The 19,355-nt window shown below is 59.9% G+C and carries 19 protein-coding genes; 13 read left to right on the top strand and 6 right to left on the bottom strand.

Annotated features, from left to right (window positions below; all coding sequences use genetic code 11):
* Positions 1 to 53: 53 nt before the first annotated feature.
* Both R6X40_RS11730 and R6X40_RS11725 read right to left on the bottom strand, forming a co-directional pair.
* Positions 54 to 1,919, bottom strand: coding sequence for a DUF882 domain-containing protein (locus tag R6X40_RS11730; RefSeq protein WP_318413759.1), 1,866 nt, complete (start codon positions 1,917 to 1,919; stop codon positions 54 to 56).
* Between the two features lie 184 nt (positions 1,920 to 2,103).
* Entirely contained in the window at positions 2,104 to 3,651 is a 1,548-nt protein-coding gene (locus R6X40_RS11725) for a sigma-54 dependent transcriptional regulator (protein WP_318413757.1), read from the bottom strand.
* A gap of 204 nt (positions 3,652 to 3,855) precedes the next feature.
* On the opposite strand from R6X40_RS11725, the gene R6X40_RS11720 reads away from it, so the two are divergent.
* The 4 genes from R6X40_RS11720 to R6X40_RS11705 are packed head-to-tail and all read left to right on the top strand — an operon-like array spanning position 3,856 to position 7,817.
* Positions 3,856 to 5,718 carry a M3 family oligoendopeptidase gene (locus R6X40_RS11720; protein ID WP_318413756.1) on the top strand — a complete coding sequence of 621 codons (1,863 nt, stop codon included), beginning with the start codon at positions 3,856 to 3,858 and terminating at the stop codon, positions 5,716 to 5,718.
* Positions 5,719 to 5,746: 28 nt separating this feature from the next.
* Positions 5,747 to 6,904 carry an aminodeoxychorismate synthase component I gene (locus tag R6X40_RS11715; RefSeq protein ID WP_318413755.1) on the top strand — a complete coding sequence of 386 codons (1,158 nt, stop codon included), beginning with the start codon at positions 5,747 to 5,749 and terminating at the stop codon, positions 6,902 to 6,904.
* Positions 6,901 to 7,530, top strand: a complete 630-nt coding sequence (locus R6X40_RS11710) for an aminotransferase class IV family protein (protein WP_318413753.1) — start codon at positions 6,901 to 6,903, stop codon at positions 7,528 to 7,530. The genes R6X40_RS11715 and R6X40_RS11710 overlap by 4 nt, the downstream gene beginning before the upstream one ends.
* A 2-nt stretch (positions 7,531 to 7,532) precedes the next feature.
* Positions 7,533 to 7,817, top strand: a complete 285-nt coding sequence (locus tag R6X40_RS11705; protein ID WP_318413751.1) for a YciI family protein — start codon at positions 7,533 to 7,535, stop codon at positions 7,815 to 7,817.
* A gap of 1 nt (position 7,818) precedes the next feature.
* On the opposite strand, the gene R6X40_RS11700 is transcribed toward R6X40_RS11705, so the two are convergent.
* Positions 7,819 to 8,727, bottom strand: a complete 909-nt coding sequence (locus tag R6X40_RS11700) for a GGDEF domain-containing protein (protein WP_318413749.1) — start codon at positions 8,725 to 8,727, stop codon at positions 7,819 to 7,821.
* 285 nt (positions 8,728 to 9,012) lie between these two features.
* A complete protein-coding gene (hppD, locus tag R6X40_RS11695) occupies positions 9,013 to 10,128 on the bottom strand; it encodes a 4-hydroxyphenylpyruvate dioxygenase (RefSeq protein ID WP_318413747.1) in 1,116 nt (371 codons plus the stop codon).
* Positions 10,129 to 10,258: 130 nt separating this feature from the next.
* Here hppD and R6X40_RS11690 point away from each other — a divergent pair, with 130 nt between their 5' ends.
* Complete coding sequence (locus R6X40_RS11690; RefSeq protein ID WP_318413745.1) at positions 10,259 to 10,738, top strand: Lrp/AsnC family transcriptional regulator; 480 nt, start codon at positions 10,259 to 10,261, stop codon at positions 10,736 to 10,738.
* Here the strand turns inward: R6X40_RS11690 and R6X40_RS11685 are convergent.
* Complete coding sequence (locus tag R6X40_RS11685; RefSeq protein WP_318413743.1) at positions 10,735 to 11,193, bottom strand: MarR family winged helix-turn-helix transcriptional regulator; 459 nt, start codon at positions 11,191 to 11,193, stop codon at positions 10,735 to 10,737. The genes R6X40_RS11690 and R6X40_RS11685 overlap by 4 nt on opposite strands.
* Before the next feature lie 67 nt (positions 11,194 to 11,260).
* On the opposite strand from R6X40_RS11685, the gene hmgA reads away from it, so the two are divergent.
* The 6 genes from hmgA (at position 11,261) to omp10 (ending at position 17,440) form a co-directional block, all read left to right on the top strand.
* Entirely contained in the window at positions 11,261 to 12,616 is a 1,356-nt protein-coding gene (gene hmgA / locus R6X40_RS11680) for a homogentisate 1,2-dioxygenase (protein WP_318413742.1), read from the top strand.
* A gap of 234 nt (positions 12,617 to 12,850) precedes the next feature.
* The gene (locus R6X40_RS11675; protein WP_318413741.1) at positions 12,851 to 13,867 is read left to right on the top strand and encodes a fumarylacetoacetate hydrolase family protein; all 1,017 of its coding nucleotides are present in this window, start codon (positions 12,851 to 12,853) and stop codon (positions 13,865 to 13,867) included.
* A gap of 9 nt (positions 13,868 to 13,876) precedes the next feature.
* Complete coding sequence (maiA, locus tag R6X40_RS11670; protein WP_318413740.1) at positions 13,877 to 14,518, top strand: maleylacetoacetate isomerase; 642 nt, start codon at positions 13,877 to 13,879, stop codon at positions 14,516 to 14,518.
* Between the two features lie 101 nt (positions 14,519 to 14,619).
* On the top strand, positions 14,620 to 15,267 hold the full coding sequence (locus R6X40_RS11665; protein WP_318413739.1) for an alpha/beta fold hydrolase: 648 nt from the start codon (positions 14,620 to 14,622) through the stop codon (positions 15,265 to 15,267).
* Between the two features lie 178 nt (positions 15,268 to 15,445).
* Positions 15,446 to 16,897 carry a homospermidine synthase gene (locus R6X40_RS11660; RefSeq protein ID WP_318413737.1) on the top strand — a complete coding sequence of 484 codons (1,452 nt, stop codon included), beginning with the start codon at positions 15,446 to 15,448 and terminating at the stop codon, positions 16,895 to 16,897.
* 174 nt (positions 16,898 to 17,071) lie between these two features.
* Positions 17,072 to 17,440 (top strand): outer membrane lipoprotein Omp10, encoded by a 369-nt coding sequence (omp10, locus tag R6X40_RS11655; RefSeq protein ID WP_318413735.1) that lies wholly within the window; start codon positions 17,072 to 17,074, stop codon positions 17,438 to 17,440.
* A gap of 24 nt (positions 17,441 to 17,464) precedes the next feature.
* Here the strand turns inward: omp10 and R6X40_RS11650 are convergent, their stop codons facing one another.
* A complete protein-coding gene (locus tag R6X40_RS11650) occupies positions 17,465 to 18,274 on the bottom strand; it encodes a helix-turn-helix transcriptional regulator (protein ID WP_318413733.1) in 810 nt (269 codons plus the stop codon).
* Between the two features lie 135 nt (positions 18,275 to 18,409).
* On the opposite strand from R6X40_RS11650, the gene R6X40_RS11645 reads away from it, so the two are divergent.
* Together R6X40_RS11645 and R6X40_RS11640 are read left to right on the top strand one after the other, a co-directional pair.
* A complete protein-coding gene (locus R6X40_RS11645; protein WP_318413732.1) occupies positions 18,410 to 18,808 on the top strand; it encodes a hypothetical protein in 399 nt (132 codons plus the stop codon).
* 38 nt (positions 18,809 to 18,846) lie between these two features.
* A complete protein-coding gene (locus R6X40_RS11640) occupies positions 18,847 to 19,170 on the top strand; it encodes a DUF1330 domain-containing protein (RefSeq protein WP_318413730.1) in 324 nt (107 codons plus the stop codon).
* Positions 19,171 to 19,355: the final 185 nt, after the last annotated feature.

Raw genomic sequence — 19,355 nt, 5'->3', positions numbered from 1 at the left:
CGTAAAAAGCCCGCTGTCGCCAGCGGGCTATATCTGTTGTTCGACCGGCCGGGTCAGTTGGTGCTGAATTTCTTCACTTCCAGAAAGTTGACGGCAGTTCCGCTGAACCGGGCCGTATCGGCTGAAACGGCTTCGTTCGAGAAACCCGCCGAATAGACCGTCGTCGGCGAAGCACGCAGTGCCTTACTGACAAAGCGCGGTGCCTTGACCGGCTTGGACAGGGTCGCCATACGGCCGTTGGTCAAAGCCCAGGAAGAAATGATCTGCTGGGTCAGCTTGGGTTCCGTGCGCACGGACGAGCGGGTCGCTGCATCGGCCTCCTGCTTCTTCGGGCGCTTGCCCTTGGCAGGCGCTTCGACATTACCATCGAAAGCATCATCAAACACTGCGGCACGTGCCGCAGCAGTGGGTTGCGGCACGAATGCAGCCATTTCCACCGGCTGTTCCTGCTGCGTCGGTTGTGCCAACGCAACGCGTGTCTGCGCCTCGGCAGCGGCTTCCACCGGCTTCTGCGCCACGGCAACGGCCTGCGGCTGTACCCGTTCGGCAAACGACGGAACGGCAACATTGGCGTCGGCCACGGCCATCAGCGCTTCCTCGCCAGCAGGGCGAGCGCCAGGAACAGGGACAAAGCCAAGGGCGGCGACATCTTCAGGCAGTACCGCCGCATTCGGGTCGGTCGAGGCCATCAGCGTATCGGTGCCTGCATCGCCGTTCGAGCCACGCTTGCCGAGCATCTGAGGCACCGGAATCTTGTAGGCCGTCAGATCGGCAAATTGGCTTTCGGTGGTTGCAGCGGGCGTCGGCAAAGCTGCAGCCCAGGCTTCCTGCGAGGTTTCCTTGGTGGGCGCAACCAGTGCCGTCTGAATACCGGCGTCGGCATCCTTGAAGGCCGGCCTTACGCCGGGAACCGGAGCAGCGACATCCTTCTGTTGGGCAGCTGTCTGTGCAACGGAGTTGTCCACGCCAGGCAGAGCCTGTTCTGCCGCAGCAACCTGTGTAACCTTCGCCTTGGCGACCGGCTGTTCGTCAGAGCCTTCGAGATCGGCACTGGCGATTGCGTTGGGTTCTTCATCCTCATCGCCACTACCGCCACCAAACAACATGGCAAACAGATTGCCCTTGCGCTTGGTCGTATCCTTGTCACCGGAACCCTTGGTGCCGCCACCTGCCACTTCGATGCCACTGGCACCAACGCGACGCTTGTAGTCTGCAACGGCCAGCTCATACCCTGGCAACGGCTTTCCGTCAGCCGGAACATGCAACGTCTTGCCGTCGGGGAACAGCCTGACGAGTTCGTTGCGGCTCATGCGCGGCCATGCGCGAACGCCGCCGACATCCATGTGCACAAACGGCGACCCGGAGGTCGGATAAAAGCCGACACCACCAACCTGGAACTTCATGCCGATTTCGCGCAGGTTCTTCAGCTTGACGTCGGGCAGATAGAAATCCATCGCCTTGCCGAGCATGTGCTGGCTTTTCTGAGCAACACCCTTGGAGCGCGACCGCAGCATGCCGTTGGTGGCTGGCGAGCGATAGGCCGAAACCACATGGATATAATCGCGCGATCCGCTCTTCTGGTAAACTTCCCACACGAGGTCGAGAAGACGTGGATCCATCTTCGTCGGCTCATTGCGGCGCCAGTCGCGCAGGAAGCGGTTGATCTCCTGCAGGCCCTTGGCATCGTAGCGGCCATTGCGCTTGAAGGTGATCGACGCCTTTTCCTGGGTGTGAATGAAATAGAGCTTGAGCGTACGCGTTTGACCTGCTGCTTCCACAGGCGGCGCAAAGCCAGGCGTGACCATCGACGCAGCGATCAGGAGCGATGCGAGAACACGCGGCACCTTACGGGTTACCGCGGCGCAAAAGCGGGCTATCACGGAGCCGTTAGGCTTCTTGAATCCGAACAAATTTTGCAAACTCAATCCCCGTCCGACGGACAACGCGTCCCGTGGCTGCTCAGATGACTGTCAATTGCGGTGACAGCATGGCAAATATGCCACAGTCATCGGTTATCCTTATAATATAGTGAATGGTTCACTAACAAGGTCTAAACGACAACACCCAAATACGACGGAACGCGACGGATCGTTATCCCTGCTTTTATGCGGCTTCACTGAAGGGATCGTCCGGATTAATGCCATAATCCTTGAGTTTGCGGTACAACGTCGAGCGTCCGATGCCGAGTTTGCGCGCCACTTGGCTCATCTGCCCGCGGTAGAATTTCAGCGCGAACCGAATCAGTTCCTCTTCGACATCGGCCAGTTTTCGCACATTTCCGCCGTCATCGACACTTGCAATCGCATTGTCAGAATGCGGATCGGGCGCGGCGTTGCGCAAGTCTGCCTTCTCGGCAGCGCTGAAATGCGGGTAGACCGGCGGCAAATAATTGGCGTCCGTGACCGTTCCCTTTGCCGGCCCCGTCTCTTCCCAGGTAAAGCCTGACTTCTCCGCGACGACATAGCCGGGGATCTGCGTGGCGATCTGCGGGAAATCCTTCACCGTCAGCTCAGCGCCTTCGGCAAGAACGACAGCCCGGAAAATTGCATTTTCCAGCTGGCGGATATTGCCCGGCCAATCATAGGCCGTGAGAAGCGCCATCGCCCCGCTCGACACCGAAAGAGATGATGCCAGCCGCTGCTCCAGAGCGAAACGCTCGACGAACGTCCGCACCAGAACCGGAATATCTTCCTTGCGCTTGCGCAGCGCCGGCATGGCGATTGGAAACACATTCAGCCGGTAATAGAGATCCTCACGGAAGCGGCCTTCGCGCACCTCGTTGATCAGGTCCTTGTTGGTGGCCGAAATCAGCCGGACATTGACCTTCTGCGGATGACGCGCGCCGATCGTCTCGATCTCGCCCTGCTGGACCGCGCGCAGCAGCTTGACCTGAACCTCGAGCGGCAGGTCGCCGATCTCGTCGAGGAACAGCGTGCCGCCGTCGGCATCGGCAAACTTGCCGGAATGCTTTTCAGTCGCGCCGGTGAAGGAACCCTTCTCGTGGCCGAAGAGAATGCTTTCGACCAGATTGTGCGGGATGGCGCCGCAATTGACCGTGATAAACGGCTTGCTGGCGCGCTCGCTGGCATGCTGGATGGCCCGGGCGACCATTTCCTTGCCGACTCCGGATTCTCCTTCGAGCACGATCGGAATATTGGATTGCGCCGCACGGCGAGCGAGATCCAGAACGCGGATCATAGCCGGGCTTGCCGAGACGACATCATCGAAGCCGACGGAACCACTGCGCGAGCGTTTTGGTGCACGGCCTTTGCTATCGCGATGATCGAGCTTCAGGGCGTTGGTGATGGCGACGGAAAGCCGCTCGGGGGACACCGGCTTGACGACGAAATCGAAGGCACCGGCCTGCATGGCAAGAACCACCGTCTCGATACCGCCCTGCCCCGTCTGCACGATAACCGGCGTCTCGATGCCACGTTCGGCGATCGCTTCCAGAAAACCGTGGCCGTTCATTTCCGGCATCATCAGGTCGAGAAGGATGACGCTAATGAGCCCGCGCTTGCGCTCCAGCAGCTCCAGACCGCTGCGGCCATTATCGGCGAGATGGGCAATATGACCGAGACGCTCGATCATGTTCGTCAGCAGCCGGCGCTGGACCGGATCGTCATCGATGACGAGAATTTGGGATGTCATGAAGGCCTCCTGCTTTCCGCGTAGAACCCGATCGCCACATCATGTGCCGTATCGTGAGAAGCATTCCTGTCAGAAAGGCCTGAAAATCCTCTTTTGAGAAATGCTTGCATTTTATCCATTGCCGACGTTAGGTCATGGCCCCATATCCGACCTCTGCTTCGCCGACCGAATCCGGGGCGGCATCGACAAAAAGAGTGACCGCCCATGCACCATTTTCCTGGCCTCCAGACATCTTCGCGCATTGCTCTGGCGGCTGCGTCCGTTGGCGCGCACGCTGCCGAACTCGGCGATCTGCCGTCCTGGAAACTGGAAGATCTCTACCCCTCGGCAACGTCGGTGGAATATCTCGGCGACCTCGAAAAGGCAGACACCCTGTCCAAGGCGTTCGAGACCAAATGGAAAGGCAAGCTTGCCAATGCAGCAACGCTTGCCGGTGACGCGGGTATCGGCGCCGCCGTGCGGGAATACGAAGTGCTCGAAGACCTGATGGGAAAGATTGGCTCCTTTGCCGGCCTCACCTACTTCTCCGACACCTCCAACCCGGCCAACGGCAAGCTCTACGGCGATGCCCAGACCAAGCTCACCGACATGGCGAGCCATCTCCTGTTCTTCGCGCTGGAACTGAACCGGATCGACGACGCCATTATCGATACAGCGCTGGAAAACGACACACTGGCAGCTCATTACAAGCCGTGGATCGTCGATCTGCGCATGGACAAACCCTACCAGCTTGACGACAAGATCGAGCAGCTTTTCCTCGAAAAATCGATGACCGGCGCCAGCGCCTTCAACCGGCTGTTCGATGAAACCATGGCGGCGCTGACCTTCGAGGTCGATGGCGAGACACTACCGCTCGAAGTGACGCTCAGCATGCTGCAGGAAGCCGATCCGGCGATCCGCAAGAAGGCGGCGCAGGCGCTGACGAAGACCTTCAAGGACAATATCCGCACCTTCACGCTGATCACCAACACGCTCGCCAAGGACAAGGAGATCTCCGATCGCTGGCGCGGCTTTACCGACATCGCCGACAGCCGCCACCTGGCCAACCGTGTCGAACGCGACGTGGTCGATGCTCTGGCTGCTGCCGTGAAAGATGCCTATCCGCGCCTGTCGCATCGCTATTACGCGATGAAGGCCAGGTGGCTCGGCATGGAACAGATGGAATTCTGGGACCGCAACGCGCCACTGCCGGAAACGCCGACAACGCTGATCCCCTGGAGCGAAGCGAAGGAAACCGTGCTGTCAGCCTATGGCGTCTTCGAGCCCGAGATGGCCGATATCGCCCGCCGCTTCTTCGACGGCGGCTGGATCGATGCGCCGGTTCGCCCCGGCAAGGCGCCGGGCGCCTTTGCGCATCCGACCGTGCCTTCTGCTCACCCCTATGTTCTCGTCAACTATATGGGCAAGCCACGCGACGTGATGACGCTTGCACACGAGCTCGGTCATGGCGTCCATCAGGTTCTGGCCGGCGGCCAGGGCGCGCTGATGGCTTCGACGCCGCTGACGCTTGCCGAAACTGCTTCCGTCTTCGGCGAAATGCTCACCTTCCGCGCCCTTCTCGACAAAACCAGGGACAAGCGAGAACGCAAGGCCATGCTCGCCCAGAAGGTCGAGGACATGATCAACACGGTCGTGCGCCAGATCGCCTTCTACGAATTCGAACGCAAGGTTCACACCGCCCGCAAGAACGGCGAACTGACTGCCGACGATATCGGCCAGCTCTGGCTGTCGGTGCAGGAGGAAAGCCTAGGTCCGGCCATCCGGATTTCCGAGGGATACGAGACCTATTGGGCCTATATCCCCCACTTCATCCATTCTCCGTTCTATGTGTATGCCTATGCCTTCGGCGATTGCCTGGTGAACTCGCTCTATGCCGTCTACCAGAAGGCGGAAACCGGCTTCCAGCAGAAGTATTTCGAGCTTCTGAAGGCCGGCGGTACCAAGCATCATTCCGAGCTGCTTGCTCCGTTCGGCCTCGACGCCACCGATCCGTCGTTCTGGGCACAGGGCCTGTCGATGCTGGAGGGGCTGATCGACGAGTTGGAAGTGCTTGATAGACAGGCGTAATCAAGACCCTCCATCGGCGATCCATGGTATGACCGACACCGGCCCCTATGTCCTGTTCCGGGACGACAGCGAAGACAGGACAACCGTCTTCGCTGAGCCGTCGCATGTGATCACCGCCCATACCCAGGCGGAGTTCTGGCGCGGCCTGAAGGAGATGGAGGCCGCCCACAAGGCCGGCAAATGGCTGGCCGGTTTCATGAGTTATGAAGCGGGCGATTTGTTCGAAAACAAACTCGCCCCCTTCGCGGAAGAAAACCGCCGCACGCCGCTGATGTCGTTCGGCGTGTTCGATGGCCCTGCCGAACGGCATGCGTTGGCAGAGCCTCGCCGCCGGATCGAAAACGAGCCGTTCATCACCGCGCCTCGCGCCAGCTGGAATTTCGATACCTACAAACAACGCTTCGACCGGCTGCACCAACACCTGCGGCAGGGCGATTGTTACCAGGCGAACCTGACAATGCGGATCAACGCCCGCTGGAATGGCGATCCGCTGGCCGCGTTCTGGTCGCTGATCGAGCGGCAGCCGGTGAAATATGGCGCATTGGTTTCGCTTGGGGGACCCACGCTTTTGTCACGCTCGCCCGAGCTGTTCTTCCGGATCGACAAGGACGGCTGGATCGAGACGCATCCGATGAAAGGCACGGCCCGGCGCGGCGCAACGCCTGCCGAAGATCAGGACCTGATCCGCGAAATGCGGGAGGATCCAAAATCCCAGGCCGAAAACCGCATGATCGTCGATCTCCTGCGCAATGACATTTCCCGCATCACCGAGGTCGGCACGCTGGATGTGCCAAAGTTGTTCGACATCGAGACTTATCCGACCGTGCACCAGATGGTCAGCCACGTCCGGGCAAAACTGCTGCCCGATATCGGCATTACCGAGATTTTCGAGGCGCTGTTTCCCTGCGGTTCGATCACCGGCGCGCCCAAAATACGGGCGATGGAAATCCTGCACGATCTGGAGGATGGACCGCGTGATGCCTATTGCGGCTCGATCGGCTTCATCGCACCGGATGGGACCATGCGCTTCAACGTCGCCATTCGCACGCTGTCACTCTTTCCCGAAGGCGAGGCGATCTTCAATGTCGGCGGCGGCATCGTCTTTGATTCCACCGCCGCAGCCGAATATGACGAATGCCTGCTCAAGGCACGTTTCGCCGTCGGCGACGCCTGGATCGACCGATGAGCGACTTCTCGCTGATCGAAACGATGCGATGGGAGCCGGGCACCGGCATTATCCGCCTGCGTCTGCATCTGGCCCGGTTGAAACGCTCGGCAGGCCGCCTGGGGTTTTCAGGCGCGGACAAGGCGGCTGAAAAGCTGGCGGAGGTTCGCGGCGAAAGCCTGCCGCTCCGGGTCCGCCTGACACTCAGTCCCTCCGGCGACATTGCCATCACCACCGCGCCGTTCTCCCCTTTGCCCGAGGACACAATCTGGCGCGTCGCGATTGCTTCCAAACGGCTCGATTCCACCAACAGGCTGCTGCGCCACAAGACCACCCGCCGCGGCATCTACGAGACGGCGCGCGCTGAATATCCGACGGCGGAAGCGGATGAGGTCCTGCTTCTCAACGAGAAGGGCGAGCCCTGTGAAGGCACGATCACTTCGATCTTTCTCGATGATGGCTCCGGCATCCTGAAAACGCCGCCGATCGCCTGCGGCCTGCTCGCAGGCGTGCTGCGAACGGACATGATCTGCGCCCGCCGTGCCCGCGTCCAGCACCTGACACTGGCCGATCTGCAGACGGGCACACTCTATATGGGCAACTCGCTGCGCGGACTGATCCACGCAAAACTCTTAACCGGGAACTGACCATGTTCATCCTGTCGCTGACCTATACCGCCGAACTGTCCGACGTGGATCTCCACATCGAGCCGCATGTGGACTGGGTGAAGGATGGCTATGACAGAGGCATCTTTCTCGCATCGGGACGGAAAAACCCGCGCACCGGCGGGGTGATTTTTGCACGGGGTACCAAGGCTGAAATCGATGAAATCGTTGCCACAGACCCGTTCACTGTCCATGGCGTCGCCGATTACCAGATCACCGAAGTCGCAATGACCCGGGCAGCCCCCGGCCTTGAAGGTCTGACAGAGTAATTCAGCGCGCGCCGACCGCCATCCGGTCGCGGCCGGAATGCTTGGCATCGTAAAGCGCGGCATCGGCGCGGGAATAGATTTCCTTTGCGGTCTCGCCCGGCTGCAGGGCGGCGATACCAGCCGAGCAGGTGTAGGAAAACAGCGGCACCGACAGCAACGGGCGGGCCGTGCGCACCGTTTCCAGCACCCGATCGACGATCCATTCCCCTTCGGCAAGCGTTGTTTCCGGAAAGATCAACATGAATTCCTCGCCGCCGATGCGCCCGAAACAATCGTGCCGCCGGACGATTGGATGGACCCGCCGGGCAAAGTCCAGGAGGATCTCGTCGCCGGTCTGGTGACCGTAGAGATCGTTGATCCCCTTGAAGAAGTCGATATCGAGAATGGAAATGCAGCCGTTGACGGGACCGTCCGCCGGCTGGCTGCGGATCATCGCCTCCAGCTGCGCCATCATGTAGCGGCGGTTGGAGATGCCGGTCAGCTCATCCGTCTGCGATGCCTTGAGTGCAAAATCGCGATCCTGCCGCAGGGTCCGCTCGTCGGCACGCAAATGGGTGATGTCATTGGCGATGCACAGCATCCAACCGCTGCGATTGACGGTCTCGGTCATCCAAAGCCAGCGTCCATCGACCAGGTCCGTCTCGAACGCCCTGAACGGCACCTTGCCGCGCCGCGATTGTGCAGAGACGACCCAGGCCTCGAAATCCGGTACGCTGATAACAGTGCCGAGACCAAGCATGTGATTGCGCCGCATCAAATCCGGCCAGAACGGCGTTTCCATGTCATCGAGCGCAAACGCCGTGCGAAAAGCCCTGTTGGCATAACGCAGGCAATCCTGTTGATCGTAGAGCGCGACGAACACCGCAGTATCATCCCGCAATGACGCCAGTTTCGCCTGTAAGTCATCCATCGCACTGATTCCGTATCACTGTATTCATGATACCAGCCATAACGGTCACCGTGACACAATAATGCCGATTGCGCGATTTCCCCCCGATGGGCAGTCTCTATGCCTAACAAAATCCTACCAATGACCCAAAGCGAAACAGCGATGGGCATCTGTCACCAGTACTAGCGTTTTTCCGACCACTCGTGGACGTTTGGAGGGCCGCGACGACGGATACTATCCAGACCCAAAACACAAAAAGCCCCGCCGATTCGCAATCGACGGGGCTCTGGATGAGACAGAGTGCGCTTACTCAGCGGCGGCGGCCGGTTTCAGCACGCCGCGGCGGATCTGATCGGCCTCGATCGATTCGAACAGCGCACGGAAGTTGCCCTCGCCAAAGCCTTCATCACCCTTGCGCTGGATGAACTCGAAGAAGATAGGCCCGATCACGGTCTTCGAGAAAATCTGCAGCAGGATGCGCGTCAAGCCGCCATCCACCACGCCCTCGCCGTCAATCAGGATGCCGTGTTTTTTCATCTGCTCGATCGGCTCGTCATGGCCGTTCACGCGGTCATGCGATAGGTCGTAATAGGTTTCCGGCGGTCCCGGCATGAACTTCAGGTCGTTCGCCGCCAGTTTGTCGGTTGCCTCGTAGATACCGTCGGTTCCAACGGCGATGTGCTGGATGCCCTCGCCCTTGTACTTGCGCAGATATTCCTCGATCTGGCTGGTATCGTCCTTGGACTCGTTCAGCGGAATGCGGATCTTGCCGCAGGCCGAGGTGATCGCCCGGCTCGTCAGTCCCGTGATACGGCCATCGATATTGAAGAAATGGATCTGCTTGAAGCCGAACAGTTCGCGGTAGAAATCCCACCAGGTGTCCATATTACCGCGATAGACATTGTGGGTGAGGTGATCGAGATAATAGAAGCCGACGCCCTCCGGCTTCGGATCGCGTTCGCCCAGCCATTCGAATTCGGCGTCATAGGGCGAGCCCTTCTGGCCATAGGTATCGATGAAATAGAGCAGCGAACCACCAATGCCGACAATGGCCGGAACATCCAGCGCCTTGTCACTGCCTTCGTAGGGCGTCGCGCCCTTGGAAACGGCGTGCTCCAGCGCGTGTTTCGCGTCGGTGACACGCCAGGCCATGGACGGCGCGCAAGGACCGTGATCCTCGACAAACCGCATGGCATGGCTGCCAGGTTCGGCATTCAGGAGATAGTTGATGTCGCCCTGGCGCCAGACACTGATATCCTTGGTGCGATGCTTGGCAACGCAGGAATAGCCCATGCGGGTGAAGAGTTCGCGCAGCTTTTCCGGCTCCGGATGGGCGAACTCGACAAACTCGAAACCATCGGTACCAGCCGGGTTTTCAACTGTGATTCCGGATGGCGCGGTGTCATGCGGGAAGGGGCCCATCGTTCTCTCCTCTGAACGTCTCAATTTGAGGCCCATAATGCCGAAAATCCCACGCATTGTGCTTGCATTCTTGCACGATTTGGCAAAATCTATGCACGGATCATGCGAGATTTGGAGGATTGACGCACAGATGGAACAGCTCGACGGATATGACCTGAAGATTCTCTCCGAACTGCAGTGCGATGGACGGCTGACCAACAACGAACTGTCGGAACGGATCGCGCTGTCACCTTCGCAATGTTCCCGCCGCAGGGCACGGCTTGAGGCAGAAGGCTTCATCCAGACCTACCGGGCGATGCTTGATCGCGGCCGGCTAGGGCTCGATCTCATGGTGGTCATCGCCGTCACACTTGCCACCCACAACCGCGACAATTCCAAACGGTTTGCCGCGCTGATTGCCGATCTGCCGGAAGTGCTTGAATGTTACGCCTTGACCGGCGAGATGGACTACCACCTGAAGGTCGTGGCGCCAGACCTGGCCGGGCTTGCCCATTTCGTCAATGAAGTGCTTTTGCCGCATGACAGCGTGCAGCATGTGAAGACATCGATCGTGCTCGCGACATTGAAGGATTTTGAAGGGCTGCCCGTGCGTCAGCGCGGCAGACCTTAGGCTGGTCTCTTCGCCATAGCCTTTTCGACAGCAGCCAGTCCCGAGGAAAGGGCGAGCAAACCCTCCTGCCCCACCAGCCCGGACAGTTCAGCCGAATAGTCGCGCGCCAGCCGCGTCAGATCCTGGTATGCCTTTGCCCCGGCAGCCGTCAGCTCCAGGTGCTCGGCACGGCGGTCGTCCTCATCTTGCGTCCGCTTCAGCCAGCGGCGCTCTTCCAGCGCAAACACCGCACGGCTGACCTTGGTCTTGTGCATGGTCGAATGGGTGCCGACCTCGGTCGCCGTCATCCGTCCAGAACTGCCCAGGGCCGCCAATGTCCGCCATTCCGGCCGTGTCAGCCCGTATTCCGCCTTGTAGGCGGCGGCAAAACGCAGCGCGATGAATTCTGCCGCACGGTTGAGGCGAAACGGCAGGAACTGTTCGAGATCGAAATCGCCTGCATTCTCAGCGTTCATGGCTTCCTTGATAGTTACAAAATAGACAGTTACATTTGTAACCATATACATGGAGGAGGATCAAGCCATGCTGGAAAAAACCCGGACAGCCACCGTCGATGTGCTGGCCAACAGCCCGCAATACATGCCCGGCTTCGGCAACGACTTCGAGACCGAATCCCTCCCCGGCGCATTGCCCCAGGGCCAGAACAGCCCGCAGAAATGCAACTATGGCCTCTATGCCGAGCAGCTGTCCGGCTCGCCCTTCACCGCGCCGCGCGGCACCAATGAGCGCTCCTGGCTCTACCGCATCCGCCCGAGCGTGCGCCACACGCGCCGCTTTTCCAATGCCAGCTACCCCTTCTGGAAATCGGCGCCTTGCCTCGACGATCACTCGCTGCCGCTCGGCCAATTGCGCTGGAACCCGATCCCGGAACCGTCGGAAACACTCAATTTCCTCTCCGGCATCCGCACCATGACCGCCGCCGGCGATGTGATGACGCAGGTCGGCATGGCCGCGCACGCCTATATCTTCAACGACGACATGATCGACGATTACTTCTTCAATGCCGATGGCGAATTGCTGGTCGTGCCGCAGCTCGGCACCATCCGCGTGTTCACCGAAATGGGCATCATGGATGTCGAGCCATCGGAGATCTGCCTCATCCCGCGCGGCATGATGTTCAAGGTTTCACGTCTTGGCGAAGGCACCGCATGGCGCGGCTATATCTGCGAGAATTACGGTGCCAAATTCACCTTGCCTGACCGCGGCCCGATCGGCGCCAACTGCCTTGCCAACCCGCGCGACTTCAAGACGCCGGTGGCAGCTTACGAAGACAAGGAAACACCCTGCCGTGTGCATGTGAAATGGTGCGGCAAGTTCTATGTCACCGAAATCGGCCATTCACCGCTCGATGTGGTCGCTTGGCACGGCAATTACGCACCATTCAAATACGACCTGCGCACCTTCTCTCCCGTCGGCGCCATCCTGTTCGATCATCCCGACCCGTCGATCTTCACCGTGCTGACCGCCCCAACGGAGGAAGCCGGCACCGCCAATGTCGATTTCGTCATCTTCCCGCCGCGCTGGCTGGTGGCCGAGCACACGTTCCGCCCGCCGTGGTATCACCGCAATATCATGAGCGAATTCATGGGCCTGATCCATGGCCAGTATGACGCCAAGGAAGAAGGCTTCGTGCCCGGCGGCATGAGCCTGCACAACATGATGCTACCGCACGGACCAGACGCGCCGGGCTTTGAAAAAGCCTCCAACACGGATCTCAAGCCGGTGAAGCTCGACCACACCATGGCCTTCATGTTCGAGACCCGCTACCCGCAGCAACTGACCCGCTACGCCGCCGAACTCGAAACCTTGCAGGACAATTATCTCGAATGCTGGGACGGCCTGGAGCGCAAATTCGACGGCACGCCCGGTATCAAATGAGGTAGACTGCTCGAGCGTGGATTGTACCTGATCGTCAATGACCATCGTGCCAGACAATCGCCCCTCATCCGCCCTGTCGGGCACCTTCTCCCCGTCAAAACGGGGAGAAGGAACAAGCGGCGGCCTCGGTTATCCCCTCTCCCCGCCTGCGGGGAGAGGGCTAGGGTGAGGGGCAAGGCCGCGAAGAACCAAGTCGGTGTTGTGCAAGGTCAATAAGTAAAGAAAGCGAAGAACATGAAGCTCGCCACACTCAAGGATAGCACCCGCGATGGCCGCCTGGTCGTTGTCTCCAAGGATTTGACCCGCTGTTCCGAAGTCAGCCACATCGCCCGCAAGTTGCAAGCGGCGCTGGATGATTGGGCCTATGTTGGCCCACGGCTGAGCGAAGTGGCGGAAGGTCTCGAAACCGGTGCACAGCCCTCCATGCGGTTTCATGAAAGTGAAGCCGCCTCCCCCTTGCCCCGCGCCTATCAGTGGGCGGATGGCTCGGCCTACGTCAATCACGTCGAACTGGTCCGCCGCGCCCGCAATGCTGAGATGCCAGCAACATTCTGGACCGAGCCGCTGATGTATCAGGGCGGCTCGGACACGTTTCTGGCTCCCCGCGACCCGATCGTCATGGCCGACGAGGCCTATGGCATCGATATGGAGGCCGAGATCGCCGTCATCGTCGATGACGTGCCGATGGGGGCGACCGCCGAGCAGGCGCGGACCGCGATCCGCCTGATCATGCTGGTCAACGACGTTTCCCTGCGCGGCCTGATCCCGGCCGAACTCGCCAAGGGCTTTGGGTTCTTCCAATCCAAGCCGTCCTCTGCCTTCTCGCCGGTTGCCGTGACACCGGAAGAACTCGGCGATGCCTGGGATGGTGGCAAACTACATCTGCCGCTGCTTGTCGATCTCAACGAAAAACCTTTCGGCCGCGCCAATGCCGGCATCGACATGACCTTCGATTTCGGCCAACTCGTCGCCCATGCGGCGAAAACCCGGCCACTCTCAACCGGAACCATCATCGGCTCCGGCACCGTCTCCAACAAGCTCAACGGCGGCCCCGGAAAACCGATTTCCGAAGGCGGTGTCGGCTATTCCTGCATCGCTGAAATCCGCACCATCGAAACCATCGAGAAGGGCGGGCCAACCACGCCGTTCATGCATTTCGGCGATACCGTCCGCATCGAAATGAAGGACCGGACAGGCCATTCGATCTTCGGCGCGATCGAGCAGACCGTCACCAAGTATGAACCCCGCTGAGGCAGCCCGATGACCGATACGGTTCTGTTCGATTACTGGCGCTCGTCGGCCAGCTACCGGGTGCGGATCGCGCTCGGCATGTTGGGGATTCCTTACAGCTCTGTTCCCGTCGATCTTCTGAAGGGAGAGCACAAGCAGGCAAAGCACCTTGCCCGTAACCCACAGGGTCTGGTCCCGGCCTTGCAGATTGACGGACAGATGCTGACGCAATCCCTCGCCATCATCGAATACCTGGCAGAGACCCGGCCGAACATCACCCTGTTGCCTGCGGATCCGCTTGGCCGCCACCGCGTCCGCGCACTGGCCTATGCCATCGCCATGGACATCCACCCGACCTGCAATCTCGGCGTCGTCTTTCACGTCATGCAGCAATCGCAAGACCCGGATGCAGCTCGATCCGCCTGGATGCGCAAATTCATCGGCGAAGGCCTGCAGGCCTTCGAACGACTACTCGACAATCCGGCAAGCGGCGACTTCTGTCATGGCGATACACCAAACATGGCCGATCTCTGCCTTGTGCCGCAAATCTACAATGCCCGGCGCTGGGCCGTCGATCTCACCGCCTGCCCGCGCACGGTGGCAATCGCCGACAGATGTGCAGCACTTCCCGCCTTTGTTGCAGCTCATCCAGATCAGACCGCACCAAAATAGCAGAGGGTGCAACAGACTGCTTTCCGCCGCAGATTGTTTTTGGCATAAGGATCGCCTCGGCCGGTATCGGCCTTTTTATTAAGCGGGCGCGAGGGTTCATCATGGATCAGGACTTTCTCATCGATGGCCCATCCGATGCAGCCGTCACCATCCTGTTTGCCCATGGCGCCGGTTCGCCGATGGATTCCGCATCGATGAATGAAGCCACGGCAGCGCTTGTCGCTGCAGGGTTTCGCGTGGTCCGTTTCGAGTTCGCCTACATGGCCGCCCGCCGCAACTCCGATACCCGCAAGCCGCCGCCAAAGGCTGAGCTTCTGATCCCGGAATATAGGGCGGCCATCGAACGGCTCGGTGCAAGCGGTCCGTTGATCATCGGCGGCAAGTCGATGGGCGGCCGGGTTGCCAGCATGGTGGCCGATGACCTTTTGTCGCGGGGGGCTATCACCGGATTGCTGTGCCTCAGCTATCCCTTCCATCCGCCCGGCAAGCCTGAAAACCTGCGCACCCAGCATCTGGCGGAGTTGAAGACGCCGGCGCTCATCTGCCAGGGAACCCGCGACGAATTCGGAATGCGCGAGGAGGTTGCAGACTACACGTTGTCCAGCAACATCCGCATTCTCTGGCTTGAAGACGGCGATCATGCCCTCAAGACACGCAAGACGCTCTCCGGCGTCTCGACCGCCGACCACTTGAAGAACGTGGCCGAGACGGTGAAGGCGTGGTCTGCTGAGATTGCTCGCAGGGCCTGAGAACCGGCTCTACTCAATCCCCGCAAACCTGTCATAAGTGGCGTGCTACAAACCGGTCGAGTTGCCGTGTCACCCTTTATTGTGACAGAAATCTGTGCTCTAGGGCCTTTCAACTCAAGGGCAGGCACGATATGCCCTTCCACATCCAGACGAACCCGTCCGCAGGAGACAAAACGAAATGGCAGAAACAACTTACCCGGTTCACGGCGAAATCACCGGTCCGATCGTGATGATCGGCTTCGGCTCCATCGGCCGCGGCACCCTGCCCCTGATCGAGCGCCACTTCAAATTCGACAAGAGCCGGATGGTTGTCATCGACCCGCGCGAAGACGCAGGCGACATGGAAATCCTGGCGAAGCACGGCGTCCGCCACATCAAGGAATATGTCACCAAGGACAACTACAAGGACCTGCTGAAGCCGCTCCTGACCGAAGGTGAAGGCCAGGGCTTCTGCGTCAACCTGTCGGTTGATACTGGCTCGCTCGACCTGATGAGGCTCTGCCGCAAGCTCGACGTGCTATACATCGATACGGTTATCGAGCCTTGGCTCGGCTTCTATTTCGACAAGAGCATGAAGAACGCCGACCGCACCAACTATGCGCTGCGCGAAACCCTGCGCAAGGAAAAGGCCAAGAACCCAGGCGGCACGACAGCCGTTTCCACCTGCGGCGCAAACCCGGGCATGGTGTCCTGGTTCGTCAAGCAGGCGCTGGTCAATCTTGCCAACGATCTCGACATCAAGTTCGAAGAGCCCGACCAGCATGACCGCGAAGGCTGGGCCAAGCTGATGAAGAAGACCGGCGTCAAGGGCGTGCATATCGCTGAACGCGATACGCAGCTGACCAAGAATCCGAAGCCGCTCAACGTCTTCTGGAACACATGGTCGGTCGAAGGCTTCATTTCCGAAGGCCTGCAGCCCGCCGAACTCGGCTGGGGCACCCACGAAAACTGGATGCCGAAGAACGCCAAGAAGCACAAGAAGGGCAACAAGGCAGCGATCTATCTGGAGCAGCCGGGCGCCAACACCCGCGTTCGCACCTGGTGCCCAACGCCAGGTCCGCAGTATGGCTTCCTCGTCACCCACAATGAATCGATCTCGATCGCCGACTACTTCACGGTGAAGGACAAGGACGGCGACGTAACCTTCCGTCCGACCTGCCACTATGCCTACCATCCGGCCAACGATGCCGTGCTGTCGCTGCACGAAATGTTCGGCAATGGCGGCAATGCGCAGCCGGTTCACCACGTTCTCGACGAGCACGAACTGGTCGAGGGCATCGATGAGCTCGGCGTCCTGCTCTATGGTCACGACAAGAATGCCTACTGGTATGGCTCGCGCCTGTCGCTGGAAGAAACCCGCCGCATCGCGCCGTACCAGAACGCGACCGGCCTGCAGGTAACCTCGGCAGTTCTCGCCGGCATGGTGTGGGCGCTGGAAAACCCGAGCGCCGGCATCGTTGAAGCCGACGAGGTCGATTACAAGCGCTGCCTCGAAGTGCAGACGCCGTATCTCGGCCCGGTTGAAGGCCATTACACGGACTGGACCCCGCTTGACGGCCGCCCGGGCCTGTTCCCGGAAGAGCTGGACACGAAGGATCCTTGGCAGTTCAAGAACATCCTCGTTCGCTGAACTGACTGATTACACTTGAATATTGAACGCCCGGGGAACCATCCCCGGGCGTTTTTCGTTGAAGATCGAATATTACCTGCCGTGCTCCTGCCCCACTCTTGCTTTCAACTCCTGATCACGGCATGGTTTTTTCAATCGAAAGACAGCTTTCCGCGCAGCCTCCAGGAGACCCATATGAAGCCGATCGCCATCCTGACAGTTCTGTCCGCCGCAGCCTTGGCCTCTTGCCAGGGTGGGGGACAAGTGCGGGAACTGCCGCAAAACCGCCCGATGGCGCAGGCCGGTGTCGAAGGCGCATGGGTCGATCCGAATGGCATCGTCTCGACATTCTCGTCCGGGACGTTCACCACCCGCACCACCGACACCAACCAGGTTCTCGCGTCCGGAAATTATATCAATCTGTCGCCGAAACTGGTCGAGATCAACATGACCTCGATGGTCCGCAACACCCAGTCCAAGGTCAATTGCGCCATGGTGACGATGTCGCAGCTTAACTGCACCACGGATTCCGGCGCGCAGTTCTCGCTGTCCCGCAAGGTCTGACAGCCTTAACTTCAAAGGTGATTTTCAGGTTTCGTTTGCGGCCAAAGCGACCATCGCTTTGGCCGTTTCCGCGTTTGCCGGAAAGAACGCTTCGATCGTGACTTCGGACAGCGTAACATCCACGGCCGTACCGAACACCGTCGTCGTGCTCAGGAAGGAAAGTGGCCCGGCCTTGCTCTCCAGCACCAGAGGCACCGCAATTTCAGCATGACCGGACCGATCCGGTCTGCGCAGCGCGCCGGCCTGTGGCGGGATCGGATAGGCCTTGAGCTCCTCGAAAAGAGCCGTAAGCTGCGGGTCGGCCGAAATATCGATGTCATGCGACAATCGCTTGAGGATGTGGTCGCGCCACTCCCGGAAATTCAGGATCCGCCCGGCGATCCCGTCCGGGTGCATGCTGACGCGCAGCACGTTCACTGGCCCGGAGAGCAAATGATCGGCAACGCCGGTGAGCAGCACCCCAACCGCCGCATTTGAAGCCAGAAGCGTCCAGTGCCGGTCGACGGCCAGTGCCGGGTGCGGATCGTGGCCATCGAGAATACGCGCGATCACACCACGGGCAGCGGCAAGTTCGGGGGCTTCCAGCGGCCTGTCGCGATAAAGCGGCGCAAAGCCCGCCGCCACCAGAATGGCGTTCTGCTCCCTCAAGGGAACCGCCAGCTTTTCGGTCAAACGCAACACCATGTCCCGGCTTGGCAAAGCGCGCCCTGACTCCAGGAAGCTCAGGTGCCGTTGCGAAATATCGGCATCGACGGCCAGCGCCAGTTGGCTCAACCGCCGTCGTTGACGCCAGTCTCGCAGCAAGTCTCCGGCGGAGGAAGGTTTCTCGTTCATGCCGCGACTATGGCGGCAGCTGGTAGTAATTACAATTACCTCGGACGTAATCGACTGGCTTACCGAACTGCGCCAGGATTGCGGTCAAGGCGCTGCAATGGATGCAGGCTTGTTGACCAACAACGAGGACAGATCATGCCGAAAATCAACGAAATTTCATTGAAGACACTGATCACCGTGGACGCGCTCACGTGCACGGCAATGGGAGTTGTCCTTCTCTTTGCGTCTGCTCCAATCAGCGCCATCACCCATATTCCGCAAGCCCTGCTGCATTGGGCTGGCCTTAGCCTCCTTCCGATTGCCGCCTTCATGGCAATAACCGCCGCCGCATCTGCGCCGCGATGGGCGGTCAGCCTCGTCATTCTCGGTAATCTGCTCTGGGCCATCGCCAGCATTATCCTGCCGGCCGGTGGCTTCATCACCCCAAACGCATTCGGCTGGATTGTCATGATCGGTCAGGCGGCAATCGTCGCATTCCTCGCGAAACTCGAACTCGATGCGTCACGCACCCCGCTGGCAACAACCCACTCCTAATCGTCGCCATATTCCGCCGCAAACTTCGGAGACATCACATGACATCCTTTGCCGTCGCACATCTGCGCAACGTCACCATGGGGCCGGACATCGTCGCCTATCTCACCGCCATCGATGCGACACTTGCACCTTTTCAAGGACAGTTTGTCGTCCACGGCAGTGACAAGCAGGAACTCGAAGGCAGCTGGGCCGGCGACCTCGTCGTCATCAGCTTTCCGGACAGGCAAACCGCCCGCGCATGGTATGCGTCGCCTGCTTATCAGGCGATTTTGGCTCTGCGCACCGGAAATTCTGAAGGTGATATTATCCTCGTCGATTGCGTCGAGGATAACCATCGCGCCATCGATATCCTGTTGGCTTGAACGTTCCCCGGACCGGTCCTGCCCGTTGCTTCGGCAGGCCGGTCTGCCACCTGTGATTTTAACCTTGCTCGGAAGCTACCGTTAATTCTGGCGAATTACCGCTTGATGTCGGCGCCTGCAGATGAAAACATCGGCGCCGACCGCGGTGTCACGGGCTAACGCAGCCGGTGCCTCATACCGCCGCA

The sequence above is a fragment of the Rhizobium sp. PL01 genome (assembly GCF_033447125.1).
GTDB lineage: Bacteria > Pseudomonadota > Alphaproteobacteria > Rhizobiales > Rhizobiaceae > Pararhizobium.
This window is presented reverse-complemented; position numbering and strand designations above follow the sequence as displayed.